The organism is Sphaerisporangium siamense, from assembly GCF_014205275.1.
Classification (GTDB): Bacteria; Actinomycetota; Actinomycetes; order Streptosporangiales; family Streptosporangiaceae; genus Sphaerisporangium; species Sphaerisporangium siamense.
In genome coordinates this window covers 7,767,004-7,784,629 of sequence record NZ_JACHND010000001.1, presented here as the reverse complement: position 1 = coordinate 7,784,629, position 17,626 = coordinate 7,767,004, and the positions used below count along the sequence as shown (strand labels likewise).

The 17,626-nt window shown below is 70.1% G+C and carries 18 protein-coding genes; 14 read left to right on the top strand and 4 right to left on the bottom strand.

Annotation, left to right across the window (positions count from 1 at the left end; translation table 11 throughout):
* The first annotated feature begins 2 nt into the window (after positions 1 to 2).
* From BJ982_RS35200 to BJ982_RS35145, 12 genes are all read left to right on the top strand, one after another.
* Positions 3 to 386, top strand: a complete 384-nt coding sequence (locus BJ982_RS35200; protein ID WP_184887334.1) for a DUF742 domain-containing protein — start codon at positions 3 to 5, stop codon at positions 384 to 386.
* Entirely contained in the window at positions 367 to 960 is a 594-nt protein-coding gene (locus BJ982_RS35195; RefSeq protein WP_184887332.1) for a GTP-binding protein, read from the top strand. The genes BJ982_RS35200 and BJ982_RS35195 overlap by 20 nt, the downstream gene beginning before the upstream one ends.
* Positions 961 to 1,078: 118 nt before the next feature.
* The gene (gene ffh, locus BJ982_RS35190) at positions 1,079 to 2,632 is read left to right on the top strand and encodes a signal recognition particle protein (protein ID WP_184887330.1); all 1,554 of its coding nucleotides are present in this window, start codon (positions 1,079 to 1,081) and stop codon (positions 2,630 to 2,632) included.
* Between the two features lie 306 nt (positions 2,633 to 2,938).
* The gene (gene rpsP, locus BJ982_RS35185; protein WP_184887328.1) at positions 2,939 to 3,403 is read left to right on the top strand and encodes a 30S ribosomal protein S16; all 465 of its coding nucleotides are present in this window, start codon (positions 2,939 to 2,941) and stop codon (positions 3,401 to 3,403) included.
* A 1-nt stretch (position 3,404) separates the two neighbouring features.
* Positions 3,405 to 3,647 (top strand): RNA-binding protein, encoded by a 243-nt coding sequence (locus tag BJ982_RS35180; RefSeq protein WP_184887326.1) that lies wholly within the window; start codon positions 3,405 to 3,407, stop codon positions 3,645 to 3,647.
* Positions 3,648 to 3,753: 106 nt separating this feature from the next.
* Positions 3,754 to 4,269, top strand: coding sequence for a ribosome maturation factor RimM (gene rimM / locus BJ982_RS35175; RefSeq protein WP_184887324.1), 516 nt, complete (start codon positions 3,754 to 3,756; stop codon positions 4,267 to 4,269).
* A gap of 23 nt (positions 4,270 to 4,292) precedes the next feature.
* A complete protein-coding gene (gene trmD / locus BJ982_RS35170) occupies positions 4,293 to 5,078 on the top strand; it encodes a tRNA (guanosine(37)-N1)-methyltransferase TrmD (RefSeq protein WP_184889796.1) in 786 nt (261 codons plus the stop codon).
* A 166-nt stretch (positions 5,079 to 5,244) separates the two neighbouring features.
* Positions 5,245 to 5,610, top strand: coding sequence for a 50S ribosomal protein L19 (rplS, locus tag BJ982_RS35165; protein ID WP_184887322.1), 366 nt, complete (start codon positions 5,245 to 5,247; stop codon positions 5,608 to 5,610).
* 189 nt (positions 5,611 to 5,799) lie between these two features.
* A complete protein-coding gene (lepB, locus tag BJ982_RS35160; protein WP_184887320.1) occupies positions 5,800 to 6,684 on the top strand; it encodes a signal peptidase I in 885 nt (294 codons plus the stop codon).
* A gap of 1,055 nt (positions 6,685 to 7,739) precedes the next feature.
* Positions 7,740 to 8,267, top strand: a complete 528-nt coding sequence (lepB, locus tag BJ982_RS35155; RefSeq protein WP_239122744.1) for a signal peptidase I — start codon at positions 7,740 to 7,742, stop codon at positions 8,265 to 8,267.
* Positions 8,268 to 8,508: 241 nt separating this feature from the next.
* The gene (locus BJ982_RS35150; RefSeq protein ID WP_184887318.1) at positions 8,509 to 9,204 is read left to right on the top strand and encodes a ribonuclease HII; all 696 of its coding nucleotides are present in this window, start codon (positions 8,509 to 8,511) and stop codon (positions 9,202 to 9,204) included.
* A gap of 39 nt (positions 9,205 to 9,243) precedes the next feature.
* Positions 9,244 to 9,567 (top strand): DUF2469 domain-containing protein, encoded by a 324-nt coding sequence (locus BJ982_RS35145; protein WP_012888569.1) that lies wholly within the window; start codon positions 9,244 to 9,246, stop codon positions 9,565 to 9,567.
* Positions 9,568 to 10,154: 587 nt separating this feature from the next.
* On the opposite strand, the gene dprA is transcribed toward BJ982_RS35145, so the two are convergent.
* From dprA to BJ982_RS35130, 3 genes are all read right to left on the bottom strand, one after another.
* On the bottom strand, positions 10,155 to 11,312 hold the full coding sequence (dprA, locus tag BJ982_RS35140; protein ID WP_260413906.1) for a DNA-processing protein DprA: 1,158 nt from the start codon (positions 11,310 to 11,312) through the stop codon (positions 10,155 to 10,157).
* Between the two features lie 554 nt (positions 11,313 to 11,866).
* Entirely contained in the window at positions 11,867 to 13,408 is a 1,542-nt protein-coding gene (locus tag BJ982_RS35135; protein WP_184887316.1) for a YifB family Mg chelatase-like AAA ATPase, read from the bottom strand.
* Positions 13,409 to 13,762, bottom strand: coding sequence for a YraN family protein (locus tag BJ982_RS35130; protein WP_184887314.1), 354 nt, complete (start codon positions 13,760 to 13,762; stop codon positions 13,409 to 13,411).
* A gap of 335 nt (positions 13,763 to 14,097) precedes the next feature.
* Here BJ982_RS35130 and BJ982_RS35125 point away from each other — a divergent pair, with 335 nt between their 5' ends.
* Positions 14,098 to 14,544 (top strand): nitroreductase/quinone reductase family protein, encoded by a 447-nt coding sequence (locus BJ982_RS35125; RefSeq protein WP_184887312.1) that lies wholly within the window; start codon positions 14,098 to 14,100, stop codon positions 14,542 to 14,544.
* A gap of 56 nt (positions 14,545 to 14,600) precedes the next feature.
* Here BJ982_RS35125 and BJ982_RS35120 read toward each other — a convergent pair whose 3' ends face one another.
* A complete protein-coding gene (locus BJ982_RS35120; protein WP_203958868.1) occupies positions 14,601 to 14,963 on the bottom strand; it encodes a M23 family metallopeptidase in 363 nt (120 codons plus the stop codon).
* Positions 14,964 to 15,575: 612 nt separating this feature from the next.
* Between BJ982_RS35120 and BJ982_RS40780 the strand changes: the two genes are divergently transcribed.
* Entirely contained in the window at positions 15,576 to 17,375 is a 1,800-nt protein-coding gene (locus BJ982_RS40780) for a CoA transferase (protein ID WP_311772299.1), read from the top strand.
* Positions 17,376 to 17,626 lie beyond the last annotated feature (251 nt).

Below are 17,626 nucleotides of genomic sequence, written 5' to 3'. Positions count from 1 at the left end.
CCATGGGAGGTCCGGGCTGGGAGGACGGTTTACGGCCCTACCAACAGGAACCCTCTTCGCCGGTCCGGCCCTTCACGGTCACGGGCGGGCGCTCGGCGCCGCGGTCGCACCTCGCCATGGAGACGCTGGTGCATTCCACTATTCCTCCTTATCAAGATATTTCCGGCTTGATTCCGGAGTACCAGGCGATCATCACGCTGTGCCGCCAGGTGCGTTCGGTCGCCGAGATCTCGGCCCTGCTGAGGGTCCCCCTCGGCGTGGCGCGGGTTCTCGTCTCGGACATGGCCGCCGAGGGATTCGTCCAGTTGCACCACCCGCAGCTGGACGCGGGACAGCCGGACTTCAACCTGCTCGAAAGGGTTCTCAGTGGACTTCGCAGGCTCTAGCCGCGGCGGGACGCTCACGTCGACGAAGATCGTCGTCGCGGGCGGCTTCGGCGTGGGGAAGACCACCTTCGTCGGGGCGGTCTCCGAGATCGTCCCGCTCACCACCGAGGCGGTCATGACCGACGCCAGCGCCGGCATCGACGACCTGGGCCTCATCCCGCAGAAGGCCACCACCACCGTGGCCATGGACTTCGGCCGCGTGTCGCTGGACACCGAGCTCATCCTCTATCTCTTCGGCACCCCCGGCCAGCACCGGTTCTGGTTCATGTGGGACGACCTGGTACGCGGCGCGATCGGCGCCGTCGTCCTGGTCGACACCCGGCGCCTGGCCGACAGCTTCCCCGCCATCGACTACTTCGAGGAGGCGAAGCTGCCCTTCGTCATCGGCCTCAACGGCTGGGACGGCGAGCACCCCTACGCCGAGGAGGAGGTGCGCGACGCACTCACGCTCTCCCCGCACATCCCGATCGTCAAGACCGACGCGCGCCTGCGCGAGTCGGTCAAGGGCACGCTGATCGCCCTGGTGGAGCACGCGCTGACGATGCGGGTATCGGTCCCCGGGTGGAGGGGCTGACCCGGCCCGGCCCGTCCGTCCCTGGCGCCGGGTTCGCGTGACCGGCCCCAGGAGCGGATAGGCTGGGAGTTCGAGTCACTCACCCCGGACGACCCGTGACACAAGAGGCTGGCTTCACGTGTTCGAGACGCTTTCCGACCGCCTGACATCGGTCTTCTCCTCCCTCAGGTCGAAGGGCAGGCTGTCCGACGCCGACATCGACGCGACCTGCCGAGAGATCCGCATCGCGCTTCTCGAAGCCGACGTCGCGCTGCCGGTCGTCAGGGACTTCGTGTCCCATGTCAAGGAGCGGGCCCGCGGGGCCGAGGTCTCCCAGGCGCTCAACCCCGCCCAGCAGGTCGTCAAGATCGTCAATGACGAGCTGGTGCAGATCCTCGGCGGCGAGACCCGCCGCCTGCGGTACGCCAAGACCCCGCCGACCGTCATCATGCTCGCCGGCCTCCAGGGCGCCGGTAAGACCACCCTGGCCGGCAAGCTCGCCCGCTGGCTGCGCGAGCAGGGCCACGCCCCGATGCTGGTCGCCGCCGACCTCCAGCGGCCCAACGCCGTCCAGCAGCTCCAGGTCGTCGGCGAGCGCGCGCAGGCCGCCGTCTACGCCCCCGAGCCCGGCAACGGCGTCGGCGACCCGGTCGCCGTGGCCCGCGACTCCATCGAGCAGGCCCGGCGCCGCCAGCACGACATCGTCATCATCGACACCGCGGGCCGCCTCGGCATCGACCAGGAGCTGATGCGGCAGGCCGCGGACATCCGCGACGCCGTCAGCCCCGACGAGGTGCTGTTCGTCGTCGACGCGATGATCGGCCAGGACGCCGTCACCACGGCCCAGGCGTTCATGGACGGCGTCGGCTTCGACGGCGTCGTGCTCACCAAGCTCGACGGCGACGCCCGCGGCGGCGCGGCGCTGTCGGTGCGGCACATCACCGGCCGCCCGATCATGTTCGCCTCCACGGGCGAGAAGCTGGAAGACTTCGACGCCTTCCACCCCGACCGCATGGCGAGCCGCATCCTCGACATGGGTGACATCCTCACCCTGATCGAGCAGGCGCAGCGCACCTTCGACGAGCAGGAAGCCGCCAAGATGGCCGGCAAGCTCGTCTCCGGCGACGGGTTCACGCTCGACGACTTCCTTGAGCAGATGATGATGGTCCGCAAGATGGGCCCGCTCAAGAACCTGCTCGGCATGATGCCCGGCATGGGGCAGATGCGCGACCAGCTCAACCAGGTCGACGAGCGCGACCTCGACCGCGTCGCCGCCATCATCCGCTCCATGACCCCCGGCGAGCGCCAGGACCCCAAGATCATCAACGGCTCGCGCCGGGCCCGCATCGCGCGCGGCTCCGGCGTCACCGTCACCGAGGTCGCCGGCCTGGTCACCCGCTTCTTCGACGCGCAGAAGATGATGAAGCAGGTCGCCGGCGGCATGGGCATCCCCGGTATGCCCGGCGGGCGCAAGGGCAAGGCCGCGCAGAAGAAGGCCAAGAAGGGGCGCAGGGTCAGCGGCGACCCGCGCAAGGCCGCGCTCGGCAAGGCGGGGGCCGCGAACGGCGGCGCCGACGCGCCTCCGCAGCTTCCGGCCGGCCTCGGCGGCCTCGGCGGCGGCAAGCTGCCTCCCGGTTTGGAGCTCCCGCCCGGCTTCGACCCCTCCAAGCTGCGCTTTCCCGGCCAGAAGTGACGTGGGGCGGCGCCTGGCCGGTGCTGGGCGCCCCTCACCGTTCGCCGTCCCCCGGCATGACGCCTGACCGTCCCGGGGCGTGATGCCGGGCCGTCCGCATATCGGCGCGGCTCCGACACGGTCCGAGACCGCGCCGATTCGGAAAGCGGCCGGATCATCTGGCAGAATGTCATGTTGGAACACCGTGACCGTGGGTGCCCTCTCACCCCCGCGCGTCACGCTTGTCCCTCGGGCGGTCATCCCGTCGTGCCCCACTCGGCGAGACGCCCGTCCACCCGCGCTCAAAGCCCAGGAGAGACCACACCCGTGGCAGTCAAGATCAAGCTCAAGCGGCTCGGCATGATCCGCAACCCGCAGTACCGCATCGTGGTCGCGGACAGCCGCACCAAGCGTGACGGCCGTGCGATCGAAGAGATCGGCCTGTACCACCCCAAGGAGAACCCCTCGTTCATCAAGGTGGACTCCGAGCGGGCGCAGTACTGGCTCGGCGTCGGCGCCCAGCCGACCGACCCGGTGCTGAAGATCTTCAAGCTCACCGGTGACTGGCAGAAGTTCAAGGGCGAGGCCGCCCCGGAGCCGCTGCAGGTCGCCGAGGCCAAGCCCGACCGTCACGCCGTCTACGAGGCCGCGGCCAAGGAGGCTCTGTCCGGCGACACCGGCACGGGCACCGCCACCACGCCGCGCAAGGCCAAGAAGACCGTGAAGTCCGACGACGCCCCCGCGACCCCGGCCGAGCCGGCCGCGGAGGAGAAGCCGGAAGGCGAGGCCTGAGGTGCTTGAGGAAGCCCTCGAGCATCTGGTCAAGGGCATCGTCGAGCACCCTGACGACGTTCTCGTGCGCGCCCGTCGCATCCGCACCGGGCGCGTCCTGGAGGTCCGGGTCCACCCCGACGACCTCGGCAAGGTCATCGGCCGTGGCGGCCGTACGGCCAAGGCGCTGCGCACTGTGATCAACGCCTTGGCGGACGGCAAATACGTACGGGTCGACCTGCTCGACCTCAACGAAGCCCGGTAACGAGACCCAGAGGCCATCGAGCCCTCTGGACAGGGGACCCCCGGCAGCCCGGGCGGTCCCCTGTCGCGGTTCTCCGCCATTTCCGTCCCTGTGTGAGGAGCAGCGAGTGCAACTGGTCGTCGGCCGGATCGGCCGCCCCCACGGAGTCCGTGGCGAGGTGACGGTCGAAGTGCGCACCGACGAACCCGAGACGCGCTTCGCGCCCGGCACGTCGATCGCCACCGACCCCGCGAGCCGGGGCCCGCTCGTCGTCGAGACCATGCGGTGGCACAAGAACATCCTGCTGCTCGGCTTCGAGGGCGTCGCCGGCCGCGACGGCGCCGAGGACCTGCGCGGCACCATGCTCGTCATCGACTCCGGCGACATCCCCGTCCCCGAGGACCCCGACGAGTTCTACGACCACCAGCTCATCGGCCTGGCCGTCGTCACCGTCGCCGGCGAGCCCGTCGGCGAGATCACCGACGTCCTCCACCACGGGCAGGACCTCCTGGTGGTCAGGCGCGGGTCCGGCGAGGTCCTCATCCCCTTCGTCAAGAACATGGTCCCCGAGATCGACCTGCCCGGCGGGCGCGCCGTCGTCGACGTCCCGCCCGGCCTGCTCGATTTGAACGAGGCGGGCTGACCATGGACCCTCGGGCGCTGCCCATGCGCGTGGACATCATCTCGATCTTCCCGGAGTACTTCGCGCCGCTGGACGTCTCGCTGATCGGCAAGGCGCGCCGCAAGGGCATCCTCGACATCCGGGTCCACCAGCTCCGCGACTGGACGCACGACGTGCACCGCACCGTGGACGACACGCCGTACGGCGGCGGCCCCGGCATGGTCATGAAACCCGAGCCGTGGAGCGAGGCCATCGACGCCGTCGTCGGCGACGCCGAGGCGGTGCCCCGGCTCGTCGTGCCGACCCCGAGCGGCCGGCCCTTCACCCAGGAAGTCGCGCTGGAGTACGCCAAGGAGCCCTGGCTGCTGTTCGCGCCCGCCCGCTACGAGGGCATCGATGCCCGCGTCGTCGCCGAGTACGGCTCCCGGCTGCGCGTCGACGAGGTCGGCATCGGCGACTACGTCCTCGCGGGCGGCGAGGCCGCCGTGCTGGTCATCGTGGAGGCCGTCGGGCGCCTGCTGCCCGGCGTGCTCGGCAACGCCGGCTCCGTCGCCGACGACTCCTTCGCCCCCGGCGCCATGGCCTCCCTCGTCGAGGGCCCCGTCTACACCAAGCCGCCGGTCTGGCGCGGCCACGAGGTGCCGCCCATCCTGCTGTCCGGCAACCACGGCGCGATCGCCCGCTGGCGGCGGGACGAGGCGCTGCGCCGCACCGCCGCCACCAGGCCCGAACTGCTGGCCAGGCTCGGCCGTCAGAACCTGGACAAGCGCGACCTTGAGGTCCTCGACGCGGCTTCGTTTCGCTTCCCGCCGGAAGATATGGCAGACTGAATCGCTGCCGTCAACCGTTTCGTGGTCGGCGCGCGCCGGTTCGGGCTAGAGCGACGCCCGGCCTCCCAGACGTATTCAGCCCAGCGCTCGTGTCCACCTCGATGCCGTGCCGCGCGCACGGCCGGGCGGACCTCCGGGTGCTCGCTTAAAACGAGGAACCGCTGCCATGCACACGCTGATCCAGGAGCTTGAGAAGGCCGCCGTACGCAGTGACGTCCCGAGCTTCCGCCCGGGCGACACGCTGGAGGTCCACGTCCGCGTGGTCGAAGGCAACCGGTCCCGTATCCAGGTCTTCAAGGGGTTCGTGCTCCGCCGCCAGGGCGGTGGCGCCCGCGAGACCTTCACCGTCCGCAAGGTCAGCTACGGCGTCGGCGTCGAGCGCACCTTCCCGGTCCACAGCCCGGTGATCGAGAAGATCGACGTCGTGACCCGTGGTGACGTCCGCCGCGCCAAGCTGTACTACATGCGCGACCTGCGCGGCAAGGCCGCCCGCATCCGCGAGCGCCGCGACGCTCTGCCCGCCGGCAAGTAGCCCGCGCCAGCCTCGTCGAATGGCCCGCCTCCCCAGGGACGCGGGCCATTTCCCTGTCGCCGCGCACCCGCGGCCCCGGGGACGGCAGGCGTCGTGCCTGGTCGGAAGGGGCGGGAGCGCCCAGTTCTTTGGGCGCCATGCCGAGTCGGCGACACGGCGCGGAGCGCGCATCATTTAGGCTCGACAGCGATGACTAGCGATGGCCAGGGGGCCGGCGGGCCGCGCCGCCCCGTCGAGGACGAGGTAGACGTGGTCGCGGAAGAAACCAAGCCGGCTGCCAAGGGCGGCAAGGGGAAGAAGGGCTCGTTCTGGCGCGAACTGCCGGTGCTGGTCGTGGTGGCGCTCCTCCTGGCGCTCATCATCAAGAGCTTCGTGGTCCAGGCCTTCTACATCCCCTCCGAGTCCATGGAGAACACCCTGCTCGTCAACGACAGGGTGCTGGTCAACAAGCTCGTCTACCACACCCGTGACATCGAGCGCGGCGACATCGTCGTCTTCTCCGGCGTCGACTCCTGGGCCAGCGAGGTCGACGTGCCCGAGCCCGGCAACCCGGTGGCCGGGTTCTTCCGCTGGGTGGGCACCGCCTTCGGCGTCGTCCCCGGCGAGAAGGACTACATCAAGCGCGTCATCGGCGTCCCCGGCGACACCGTCAAGTGCTGTGACGCCAAGGGGCGCATCACGGTGAACGGCGTGCCCCTCGAAGAGAAGGCGTACCTCTACCCCGACGACCAGCCGTCGCAGAAGTTCTTCGAGATCAAGGTCGAGAAGGACCGGCTGTGGGTCATGGGCGACCACCGCTCCGTCTCGCTGGACTCCCGCTTCCACCAGGGCGACCCCGGCGGCGGCGCCATCCCCAAGGACAGCGTGGTCGGCCGCGCCTTCGTGGTCGTCTGGCCCTTCGGCCGCGCCGCCACCCTCCCCATCCCGGACACCTTCACCCAGCCCGCCCTCAAAGCCGCCACAGCCGCCGGCTCCACCACCCCCCTCCTCCTAGGCTTCGCCGGCGCCTTCCCCGTAATGGCCCTCCGCCGCCGAATCCTGTCCAAGAACACCCTCCCCCAGCCCAAACTCTGATCAAGAAACCCTGACCAGAAGCCCCCGTCGGACCGAGGGAAGCCCGGCCAAGGGCAGCCGGGCAGGAACACGTCGTCCAAGAACACCGTGACCGGGAACGGCCCCCGGCCTCTTCGGCCCGCCCCTCCTGCCCGCGCCACCCGCCCAGGAGAACATTCCCCAGTACGACCCGGCCCCGACGCCACCGGCTTCCCCGCCGATCTCGCGCCAGCCCAGGCGTTCAGCACTCGTGCTCATGGCCCATGCACAGGATCCTTGCTCAAGGCTCATGTCCAAAGTCCAGATACGGGCCGGGCCCCTCCCCGGGGCTCACGTACGGGCCTCGCGCTCTGGCTCGTCTTCAGGTTCGGGGGACATGGCTTGTGCTCAGGGGTTCGTGCCTAAGATCACGCTTAAGGGTCACGTGCAAGGCTCGCGCTGTCTCGTGACCACCACGCCATCCGCTTCGCCCCAGAAGCCCGCTATCGTCGCGGACCACGACCGGCACATCCCCCCGAGATACCCGAAGGAGACGGGGCAGAGCCACTGCCTCCCGGCCCTCGCGCCGGGAACCGCCCCACAGTCCGATGAGCGCCGCCAACCACAAGCCCGAGCCTGACCACGGGCCTGATCCCGACCACGGGCCCGACCTCGACCACGAGTCCGGACCTGGCCGCATAGCCGGCCCCGGCCGGAAACCCGGATCCGACGACTCCGGTGTGTCCGACGTCCAGCCGCCCCTCCAGGAAACCGTTGCCGGTGGGACTGCTTCCCCCCCTCCAGGCTCCCGGCAGGCCGGTCCGGGTTCGCCCGGCACCGATACGGCGGAATCCGATCCGGCTGAGCCCGACGACCTCGGTACGGCCGAACCCGCCATGGCGAAGTCCGATGCTCCATCGGATCCCGGGACGCCCTCGACCGATACAGGGACATCACTGACCGATTCCGGGACGGCAGCGGCCGATCCTGGAACATCGCCGCCCGATTCCGAGACGCCGCAGGCCGATCCGGGAACACCGCTGACCGATTCTGAGACACCCCAGGAGAAAGGTAAGAAATCCGGGTGGCGGGAGTCGATGCTTCTCGTGCTCGCCGGGGTGCTCGCCGTGGTGCTCGTGCGTGTGTTCGTCCTGGACTCCTTCTACATCCCCTCCGAGTCCATGGAGGAGACCCTGCTCGTCAACGACATGGTCGTCGTCAACCGGCTCACCGGTGACATCGGGCGCGGCGAGGTGGTCGTCTTCAAGGGCTGGGACGGCACTACGACGATCAAGCGCGTGATCGGCATCAGCGGGGACCGGGTGAAGTGCTGTGACGCCGACGGCCGTGTCACGGTCAACGGCGTCGCCCTCGACGAGACCTCCTATCTCCACCCGCAGGACTTCCCGTCGCAGCCGAAGTTCGACGTCACCGTGCCCGCGGGCCGCCTCTGGCTCATGGGCGACCACCGCGCCGCCTCGGAGGACTCCCGCGCCTACATGAAGGACGAGCACCACGGGACGATCTCCACCGACGACGTCATCGGCCGGGCCTTCGCCCTGTACTGGCCCTTCTCCCGGGTGAGAACGCTCCCTGTCCCGGAGTCCTTCGCCAAGATCCCCTGACCCGCGCCGGGCGCGGACGATCGTGACCTGCCTGGCCGAGGGCCGTCCGCGGTCACGCGACGTGCCGGGACGCGGACGCCGGGGCTGGGGAAGATCCTCAAAGGGGCGATAGCGTACCCGTACCGCCGAATCCGGCGTAGGCTTGGGCCATGGTCGTGCTCGCATCGCCGTTCACCGGCCGGGGGGTCCGACTGTCCCGCGGGTTCAGCCCCTCGCGGCGGGGTTCCGTGCCGCTTGGCTTATGACTGTTCTGTACCGTCCGCGCCCGAGCATCGTGCGCCGCGATTCCGGACTTTACGGATATGAGCGTGCGCTCGCGCGGCGAGGACTGTCTCCCATCGCCGGGGTAGACGAGGCGGGCCGTGGGGCCTGCGCCGGTCCGCTGGTGGTCGCCGCCGTGGTGCTGCGCTCCGAGCTCGACGGCCTGGCCGACTCCAAGGCGCTGTCGCCCGCCCGGCGCGAGGAACTGCACGACCGCATCCTCGGCAGCGCGCGCTCGGTGAAGGTGGTGGTGATCCCTCCGGACGAGATCGACGCACGCGGCCTGCACAAGTGCAACATCGCCGGCATGCGGCGGGCCGTCGCGGGTCTTCAGTGCGATCTCGGGTACGTTCTGATCGACGGGTTCCCGGTGCCGGGCCTGCCCGCGCCGTCCCTGGCCGTCTGGAAGGGTGATCAGGTGTCGGCGTGCGTGGCGGCCGCGTCCATCGTCGCCAAAGTGACGAGGGACCGCATGATGACCTCGCTGAACGACCTCTACCCCCAGTACGGCTTCGCCGAGCACAAGGGGTACGTCACGGCGGCGCATCGCCGTGCTCTGGCCGCTCATGGGCCCAGCCCGCATCATCGGTTCTCATTTGTGACCGTGAACTCGGTGGCGCGGTCCGGAGCGGGCACCGCGATGGGCGAGAATGAAATGGGGGCCGGTGTCGCCTGATCGGCCGCACCGGGGGAGGAAGGGAAGTGGAGGGCCGGGATGAGCGCAGAGGATCTCGAAAAATACGAGACCGAAATGGAGTTGCAGCTCTACCGGGAGTACCGCGACGTGGTGGGCTTGTTCACCTATGTCGTTGAGACCGAGCGGCGCTTCTATCTGACCAACTCCGTCGATCTCGACGTGCGCACCGCCGAGAACGGCGACGTGTTCTTCGACGTCAAGATGCAGGACGCCTGGGTCTGGGACATGTACCGCCCCGCGCGCTTCGTCAAGAACGTCCGCGTGGTCACCTTCAAAGACGTCAACGTAGAAGAACTGGCCAAACCAGACCTGGAAATGCCCAAGGAAGGCTTCTCCAACTAAAACCCACCCTCACCAGCCCCGACAACCCCCACCACCCCTTCCAACCCTCACGCCCAATCCACCCACGGCCCACCACCACAACCCCAGGCCGATACCCGCACTCACCAGCCTCACGCTCAGCTGGGCAGCGGTCCGCGCTCCCATATGTCCGGGCTGGCGACGGCGTTCCGCCGCTTGGCGGCCATGTCGGTACCCGCACTCCAAGCCCCACGCTCAGCTGGGCAGCGGTGCCGCGCTCTTGTAGGTCCGGGCTGGCGACGGTATCCCACCGCTTGATGCCCATGCCGGCACCCGCACCCACCCGCCTCATGCTCAGGTCGGCAGCGGTGTCCCACTCCCACACGTCCGGGTCGGCGATGGCATTCCACCGCCGATGGCCAGGTCGGTGGGCGGCATCCCGCTCAGCAACGGCTGGGGGGCGGGTGCAGCGTGGTCATCTTGCTCGCTGACCGGCACGTCCACGCGTACTGCGATCCTCACTCAGCCAGGCCCACTCCTCACCGGTGGGAGTAATACGATCCGCCCAGCCAGAGGAGAGCGCCGGCACCGCGGACGCGACCCTGATTGTGAAGCCTGGCTTCAGCACTTCAACGCCGGACCGGATCGGGACGACCGCGATCACCCCCGTTGGTTCGGGTCATTCGGTTGTTTGAGACCTCGGGGTGGCGGTGGGCGCGCCAGCCGGAGTCGGTGCGTTCGACGTAGCCTGCGGCGGCGAGGGCTCCTAGGCAGGCCAGGGTCGTTGCCAGGTCGAGCCCGGAGTCGAGGGCGATCGTGGCGGGGCCGGCTCCCGCGCGGGAGGGAACGGCTTCCAGGACCTGGCGGGATTCCTCGTCCAGGGCGTCCCTGGGCAGGACCGGGCCGCGAGGTTCCGGAGCGAGATCGTCACCAATGGCCCCGACCAGCTCGATGACGTCCCGCGCGGACGTCACGCAGACCGCTTCCGCGCGACGGATGAGCCGGTGGCAGCCGACCGAGTTCTCCGAGGTCACCGGGCCGGGCACGGCGGCGAGGTGGCGTCTGAGCGCGACGGCGTGGCCGGCCGTGTTCAGGGCTCCGCTGCGTACGGCGGCTTCGACGACGACCGTCCCCCGGGACAGCGCGGCGATGATCCGATTGCGCACGAGGAACCGCGGCCGGGTAGGACGGACGCCCATCGGCGACTCGCTGACGATCAACCCCCTCGCGCGGATGGCCTCGAAGAGATGGTGGTTCGCCACGGGGTAGGCGACGTCCGTCCCGCTGGCCAGGACGGCGATCGTCTGTGCCTCGCCGGCAAGGGCCCCTCGATGCGCCGCGGTGTCGATGCCGTAGGCGCCACCGGAGATCACGGTCCACCCCGACTCGCTGAGACCGGCGCCGAACTCCGCGGCCACATGGGCTCCGTACGGAGTGGCCGCCCTGGACCCGACCAGGGCCACCGACCGCAGGCAGGAGAAGCGGAGATCGGCGTTGCCGTGCACCCACAGGCCGAACGGCCGCGCGGACCCCAGATCGTCGAGCTGGCTCGGCCATTCGAGGTCGCCGGGCACGATCAGGCGAGCGCCCAGCCGGTGACCCTCGATGAGGTCCGTCACCGGATCGGCGGCCATGAGCCGCGCATGCCAGCCCTCCAGCAGGCGCGCGAGATCGGGTGTGCGCCCCTTCCCACTGGAAAGCTCTTCGACGAAGCTCGGATCGAGATGGCCGCGCCGGACCTGGCCCAGCGCCCCCTCCGGCCCGTACGCGGCGACGAGCCTACCCATCACCCCGTCACCGGCATCGGCCACCCGCATCAACGTGACCCGAGCCAGCCGTACGGCGTCCCACTGAAGGCAGTCCACCTCCACGACAACCTCCCGCCGGCCATACCCCGGCGCCTCGCGCAAGGCGAGACGAGAAGTCTTCTCTCCGGCGCAGGAATCGCCCGCTACTCCACCGCCCACGGAGAGACCACGTCCGACATGCGGCAGCGATGCCTCACCTTCCAGGGCACGGTCGTGATCTCCCGCCGAGCCATGGCCGCCGTTCGTCACCGAGCCTGGGATTCCGCTACGTAGCAGGCCGTGGTCTTGATCGCCTGTCGCGCCACGGTATTCGTCCGATGTGGAGTCCTCGTCTCCGTCTCTGGTGGAGTCGGTCTCGCCTTCGTCATGGGGGGAGTCACGATGGGCGTTTCGTGTCGGCGTGTGGCCTTGGTTGTCTGCTGGGACGGCCGACCATCCCTTCACGTCGGAATGAGGGAAGGGAACGCCGACTATGCCGTCGGCCGGCGCCGTGGCTTCGTACGTGCCGGGGGCGTCGTGGAGAGGTGGGGTGTTCATTCCGACCCCAACCAGAGGCCGAGGGCGGTGTTGCTCTCGGTGATGTCAGGTTCGACCTTGCCGGTGAGGTCGGCGAGCGTCCAGGCGACGCGGATCACACGATCGAGTCCGCGGGCGCTGAGTTCGCCGGTGTCCAGGCATCGGTAGAGCGGCGCCATCGCGGAGGACGGGAGGCGGAACTCGCCGTGGAGGGCCGCCGTGGGGATCTCGGCGTTGCACGTCCACGGTGTTCCGGTCAGGCGCTTGAGCGTGCGCTCGCGCGCCAGCGACACCCGCTCCGCCACGACGGCGCTGGTCTCGATGAACTGCCGGTCCGCCAGCAGTTCGCGCCGGGTGGAGCGGGCCAGCCGCACTTTCACGTCGATGCGATCGACCAGCGGCCCGGACAGGCGGGCCAGGTAACGGCGCCGCTGGGTGGGCGTGCACTGGCAGGGATTCTCGGGGGTGGACGGCCGGGCGCACGGGCACGGGTTCGCGGCCAGCACCAGCATGAACCTGGCCGGGAAGGAGACGGTTCCCGCCGCTCTGGCGACCACCACCTTGCCCGACTCGATCGGCTGGCGCAGCGAGTCGAGGACACGTGCCGGGAACTCGGGAGCCTCGTCGAGGAAGAGCACTCCACGATGGGCCAGTGAGACGGCGCCCGGGCGGATCACGTTGCTTCCGCCTCCGACGATCGCGGCGACCGTCGCGGTGTGGTGCGGGGCCATGAAGGGCGGGCGGGTCAGCAGCGGCCGGTCGGCCGGGAGAGTGCCCGCCACCGAGTGGATGGCCGTGATCTCCAGGGCCTGGTCACGGTCCAGGGCAGGCAGGAGCGTGGGCAGACGCTCGGCGAGCATGGTCTTGCCCGTGCCGGGCTGGCCCAGCATCCACAGATTGTGACCGCCCGCGGCGCAGACCTCCAGCGCGCGGCGCGCCGTGGCCTGCCCCGCGACATCGGCGAGGTCGAGGGGAGGCTCGTCAGGAGACGAGCTGTCGGCCCATGGGTCGGGAAGGGTGGGCAGGAGGGGCTGGGAGGCGGCATCGCCGGTCCGCAGCCACTCGACCAGTTCGGCGAGGGTGAGCACCGGAATGACGTCCACGCCCGGGACCAGGGCGGCCTCGGCCGCGTTGGCGATGGGGACGACCACCGAACGCGCTCCGGCGTCGGCCGCCGCCATGACCGCGGGCAGGATGCCGCGCACCGGGCGGACCGAGCCGTCCAGCCCCAGCTCACCCAGGAAGAACGGCACGGAGATCGGCTTCCTCGGCACCAGACCGGCCGCGCCCAGCAAGGCCACCGCGATCGCGAGGTCGAAGAGGCTTCCACGCTTCGGGAGACTGGCCGGGAACAGGCTGATCGTGACCCGGGCGTCGGGCCAGGCGTACCTGCTGTTGATCACCGCGGAGCGGACACGGTCACGGGCCTCGCTGAGAGCCGTGTCCAGCATGCCGATCAGGCTGACGCCGGCGATGCCATGGCCCACGTCGGCCTCCACTTCGACGATGTGGCCGCTGACGCCGACCAGCGCCACGCAGCGCGTACGGGCGACGGCCATTCACGACACCCCCCGGTCGTGCCGGATGGAGAACTCTCCGCCGAAGCGCTCCAGCGCGACCACGTCGATGCGGATCGCGGAGAACCATTCCGACTGGCCGCTGAGCCACCGCGCGGCCAGCATGCGCAGCCGTGTCAGCTTCGCCGGCGTCACCGCTTCGAACGCGGTGCCGTGGCTGCGCCCCGACCGCGTCTTGACCTCCACGACCACGAGGGCCGAGCCGTGCCGGGCGAGAATGTCGATCTCGCCCTCGGCGCAGGACCAGTTGCGGTCGAGGATCTTGTAACCGGCCGCTCGCAGATAATCGACGGCGAGCTGCTCGCCGTGCCTGCCGAGCTCGTGTGTCGCGGCCATGTGACCACCTCCGGCAGCGACCTTCGCCGATTCCGGTCGCCGGCTCGTCCGTAGAACCCGGTTCTGTGGACAGTCGGCTGAGCGGCGTTCGGTTTCGAGCTCGGCCGTGAAGGGGGGTGACGGCGATGGCGCAGGTCAGCGGCGTCTCGGGCGAGTGATCCCCATGATCCCTTCCGAAGTGCCGGTGCGAGGTTGTGGACGACTCGCGGGACGGTCCGCGCCGTCCGTAGATGTCGGATCGCCACGCCGCGAGAAGACGTCGCAGGTCAGGCGCGGGCCGACTTAGCGTGGTGATCGAGACGTGGATACGGCCATGAGCTTCGAAGGAGCGGCACATGTCGATGCCGAACGATGTCCAGGCGTTCAACCGGGCGATCATCGAGGAGTTCCGGACCCGGAACGGGCAGATCACGCACGAGATGCTGAAGGACACGCCGCTCGTCCTGCTCACCACGACAGGAGCACGGAGCGGACGGGCCCGAACGGCGCCGCTCGCGTTCTTCGCCGACGGGCCCGGTCGCATCGTCCTGTGGGCCTCGGCCATGGCGGCCCCGGTTCACCCGGCGTGGTACCACAACCTGGTCGCCGATCCCCGGGTGACCATCGAACTCAAGACCGAGGACGGCGTGGTGAAGACCTTCGAGGGCACCGCCTCCACGGCACGGGGAGCCGAGCGTGAGCGCCTGTTCGGCATCCTTGAGGCCGGCAATCCGGGAGTCGCCGCTCATCAGTCCCGCACCGATCGGGAGATCCCTCTGGTGGTCATCGAATACGGCGGCTGAGCGCACGTGAGGGGGTTGGTGTCTTTCGCAGGGGGGGCAGGGGCGGCCGTTCGGTCCTATTGATGGAAGGGATCGCCCGTTGTTCCCGTGAGTGTCATGGGTTGCCATCTTGGGAGCAGGCGGACCTGTCCGAGACCGATGAGGAGCAGGGCGTCCAGGTAGCGGGCGCCGCGGATCAGGCCCCAGTGCAGGCAGGAGGCCGGGCAGTGGCCGGTGGTCGGCTCGACGGCGCCGATGACGTCGCCGGATCTCACGACCTGGCCGCGCCGGACCGACGCGCGAACCGGCAGGTACGTGGTGCGCAGTCCTCCCGGATGAACGATCATCACGACGCCCCGGCCCGCGAACGGACCGGCGTATCCGACGGTTCCCGGGCCCGCCGCGACCACCGGCCACCCCGGCTCCGCCGGGAGATCCACTCCACGGTGCCCCGCCAGCCACGGCTCCGCGGGAGGCGAGAAGCGACGGAGAACCCGTAGAGGGGCCTTGAGGGGTGCCCTCCACCGAGGACGCTCCGTCGATGGAGGATCGCCGGCCAGGGCGGCGAGCTCCTTGGCCGTGGGCATGTCATCGGTGAAGTGGTCAGGAGCCGCTGAAGGGGGAGTGGCGGGTCGTAGCGCGGAGCGGGCCACGGCCGCTGCATGGGGCGTGGCGGATGTGCGGTCGGGCTTGGTCGTGCGGTGCGCCGAAGGCGCGGGGGTCGCGGGGCCTGAAGATCGCGGGGTCGGCGGCCATGCCGCGACGTGGCCGACGGCGATCGTGCGGCCAGGGCCGGCGGGTGATCGGATGGTCGTCACCGTGGCGGGGACGGCGGCGAGAGTGACCAGGAACACCACGGCGAGCGGGTTCGGAAAGCGCGGCACAGGAGCACACTGGCCTCGATCGGGTCGCCCGCGGTCGGCCGAACGAGATTCTGTGCATAACCGTTCCTAGGACACGGTGAGAGCGTGCACGAGACAGTCGACCGGCCTGTGAAACAGACGTCGCAGGTCAGGGCGGGTGCGCATGGACGAGGGGCAGGTGCCGGCGGCATGAGACGTGAGAGCTTGCGAACCGCGGCGGACCTTGTCGGGGAACTCGGGGCCGAGATCGGGCTTCGACTGCCCGCCGTCCAGGTGACAGGCGACGACCCGGTCCTGCCGTCCGACTTCCGGATCGGAACGGCCGCAGCCGCCTCGATAGGTGCGGTGACGGCGGCCGTCGCTCTGATCATGGAGGAGCGTGCCCGCGAGGAAGCCCGAACGGAGCCGCTAGGGGGTGCCGGGGGGTTCGTGGGTTCGGGGGGACGGTCTGTGGGGTCGGTCGGTCTGTCCGAGGGCTCTGGGGGAGTGGTCGGTTCGGGGGGTGGGTCGGTAGGGCCGGTGGTTGTGGGGATGCGGGAGGCGGTGGTCACGTTTCGGGATGAGCGGTATCTCTTGGTCGATGGGGAGGCGACGCCCATGTGGGCGCCGTTGTCGGGGGACTATCGTGCCGCTGACGGCTGGGTTCGCCTGCACTGCAACTTCGATCACCATCGGGACGCGGCGCTGCGGGCGCTCGGCCTTGCCCTCGGCTCAGCGCGTGAGGACGTCGTGGCGGCGTGTGCCCGCCGTGCGGCGGCCGACGTGGAGCAGGCGGTGATCGACGAGGGAGGTTGCGCGGCGGCCATGCGCTCGCCCGCCGAATGGCGCGCCCACCCGCAGGCCCGTGCGATCGCCGGCACTCCGCTGGTGCGAGTGGCACGCCTGGACGACGGCTTCCCAGTGGGCGCGATTGATGACGGCTCCACACCGATCTCGATCAGTAGGGCGAACCCACAGGTGACAGCACGTGCCGCCGTGACGCTGCCGGACCCGTGCCCACGTTCTGAGAAGGGGGACGGAGACGCGAACCCTCATCCGGCGGAGCGGGATCGAGACATGCGCTCACGGCTTGGGGAGGGGGATCGGGGCCAGGATCCATGTTCGCGTGAGCAGGTCGGGAATCTGGAGCCACGCTCCTTCGAGGGAGGCGGGAGCCGGGGCTCGTGTTTCCGTGACGGGGCACAGGGCCGGGACCTGCGTTCTGGTGTGAGGCTTCAAGGGCTGGGAGCGCGGCCTCTTGCGGGGGTTCGGGTGTTGGATTTGACCAGGGTGATCGCGGGGCCGGTGGCGGCGCGGGTGCTCGCGGCGTATGGGGCCGAGGTGCTCAGGGTGGGGGCGGCGCACCTTCCGGAGGTGCCGGGGGCGGTGATCGGGACCGCGTTCGGGAAGAGGTCCTGCGAGATCGATCTCCGTACGGCCGAGGGGGCCGCGGCGTTCCGCGGCCTCGTCGCCGGGGCTGACGTGGTCATGCAGGCGTACCGGCCGGGGGCGCTGGCCGCGCTGGGGTTCGGCGTGGCGGAGTTGGCCGCGATCAGGCCGGGCATTGTCTGTGTTGACATATCCGCTTACGGGGCGGACGGGCCGTGGGCGGGACGACGTGGGTTCGACAGCCTGGTGCAGATGGCCTGCGGCATCGCCTGGGAGGGCGGGGACGGCGAGCGCCCGGTCCCACTGCCGGCGCAGGTCCTGGACCATGCCACGGGTTGGCTCGCCGCGCTGGGCGCGCTGGCCGGGCTCCTGCGCCGGAGAGCCGAGGGAGGCTCCTGGCATGCGGAGCTGTCCCTCGCCCGGACGGCACAGTGGCTGGACGGGCTGGGTCGTGTGGATGGCCAGGGCGCCGCGGATCCGGACCCGTCGGACTTCCTCGCGGAGATGGACGGGCCGGACGGAAGGCTGACCTACGTCCGCCCTCCGGGCCGCATCGGCGACCTCAGCCCCTTCTGGTCGTCGCCCCCACCCCGCAGAGGCGAGCATCCACCGACCTGGTGAGCCGAGAAAGCCGCATGGTGAGAGCGCGGCCGGGGGGTGGGGGTGGGAGTGGGGGCTTCGTGGGGTGGAGCGTTCGTGAAGGTCCGCATGGTTGAGGGCCGTGAAGGCTCGCGTGGGTGTGCGGGAGGGTTGGCCGGGTGGGCGGCGGGTGGCCGGGATCCGGGTACACTTTTTGGTGGCTCGTCAGGCGGGCCGACTTCGCACGCCCACAGGCGAATCGTCCTCTCGGTCCGGGTCAGTGGCCTGGATAG

Excerpts from the sequence above, each read along its gene's own strand:
- BJ982_RS35200 (WP_184887334.1), top strand. The coding sequence starts at position 3 with ATGGGAGGTCCGGGCTGGGAGGACGGTTTACGGCCCTACCAACAGGAA.
- trmD (WP_184889796.1), top strand. The coding sequence starts at position 4,293 with ATGCGCGTGGACATCATCTCGATCTTCCCGGAGTACTTCGCGCCGCTG.
- rplS (WP_184887322.1), top strand. The coding sequence starts at position 5,245 with ATGCACACGCTGATCCAGGAGCTTGAGAAGGCCGCCGTACGCAGTGAC.
- lepB (WP_184887320.1), top strand. The coding sequence starts at position 5,800 with ATGACTAGCGATGGCCAGGGGGCCGGCGGGCCGCGCCGCCCCGTCGAG.
- lepB (WP_239122744.1), top strand. The coding sequence starts at position 7,740 with ATGCTTCTCGTGCTCGCCGGGGTGCTCGCCGTGGTGCTCGTGCGTGTG.
- BJ982_RS35150 (WP_184887318.1), top strand. The coding sequence starts at position 8,509 with ATGACTGTTCTGTACCGTCCGCGCCCGAGCATCGTGCGCCGCGATTCC.
- BJ982_RS35145 (WP_012888569.1), top strand. The coding sequence starts at position 9,244 with ATGAGCGCAGAGGATCTCGAAAAATACGAGACCGAAATGGAGTTGCAG.
- dprA (WP_260413906.1), bottom strand. The coding sequence starts at position 11,312 with ATGGGTAGGCTCGTCGCCGCGTACGGGCCGGAGGGGGCGCTGGGCCAG.
- BJ982_RS35135 (WP_184887316.1), bottom strand. The coding sequence starts at position 13,408 with ATGGCCGTCGCCCGTACGCGCTGCGTGGCGCTGGTCGGCGTCAGCGGC.
- BJ982_RS35130 (WP_184887314.1), bottom strand. The coding sequence starts at position 13,762 with ATGGCCGCGACACACGAGCTCGGCAGGCACGGCGAGCAGCTCGCCGTC.
- BJ982_RS35125 (WP_184887312.1), top strand. The coding sequence starts at position 14,098 with ATGTCGATGCCGAACGATGTCCAGGCGTTCAACCGGGCGATCATCGAG.
- BJ982_RS40780 (WP_311772299.1), top strand. The coding sequence starts at position 15,576 with ATGAGACGTGAGAGCTTGCGAACCGCGGCGGACCTTGTCGGGGAACTC.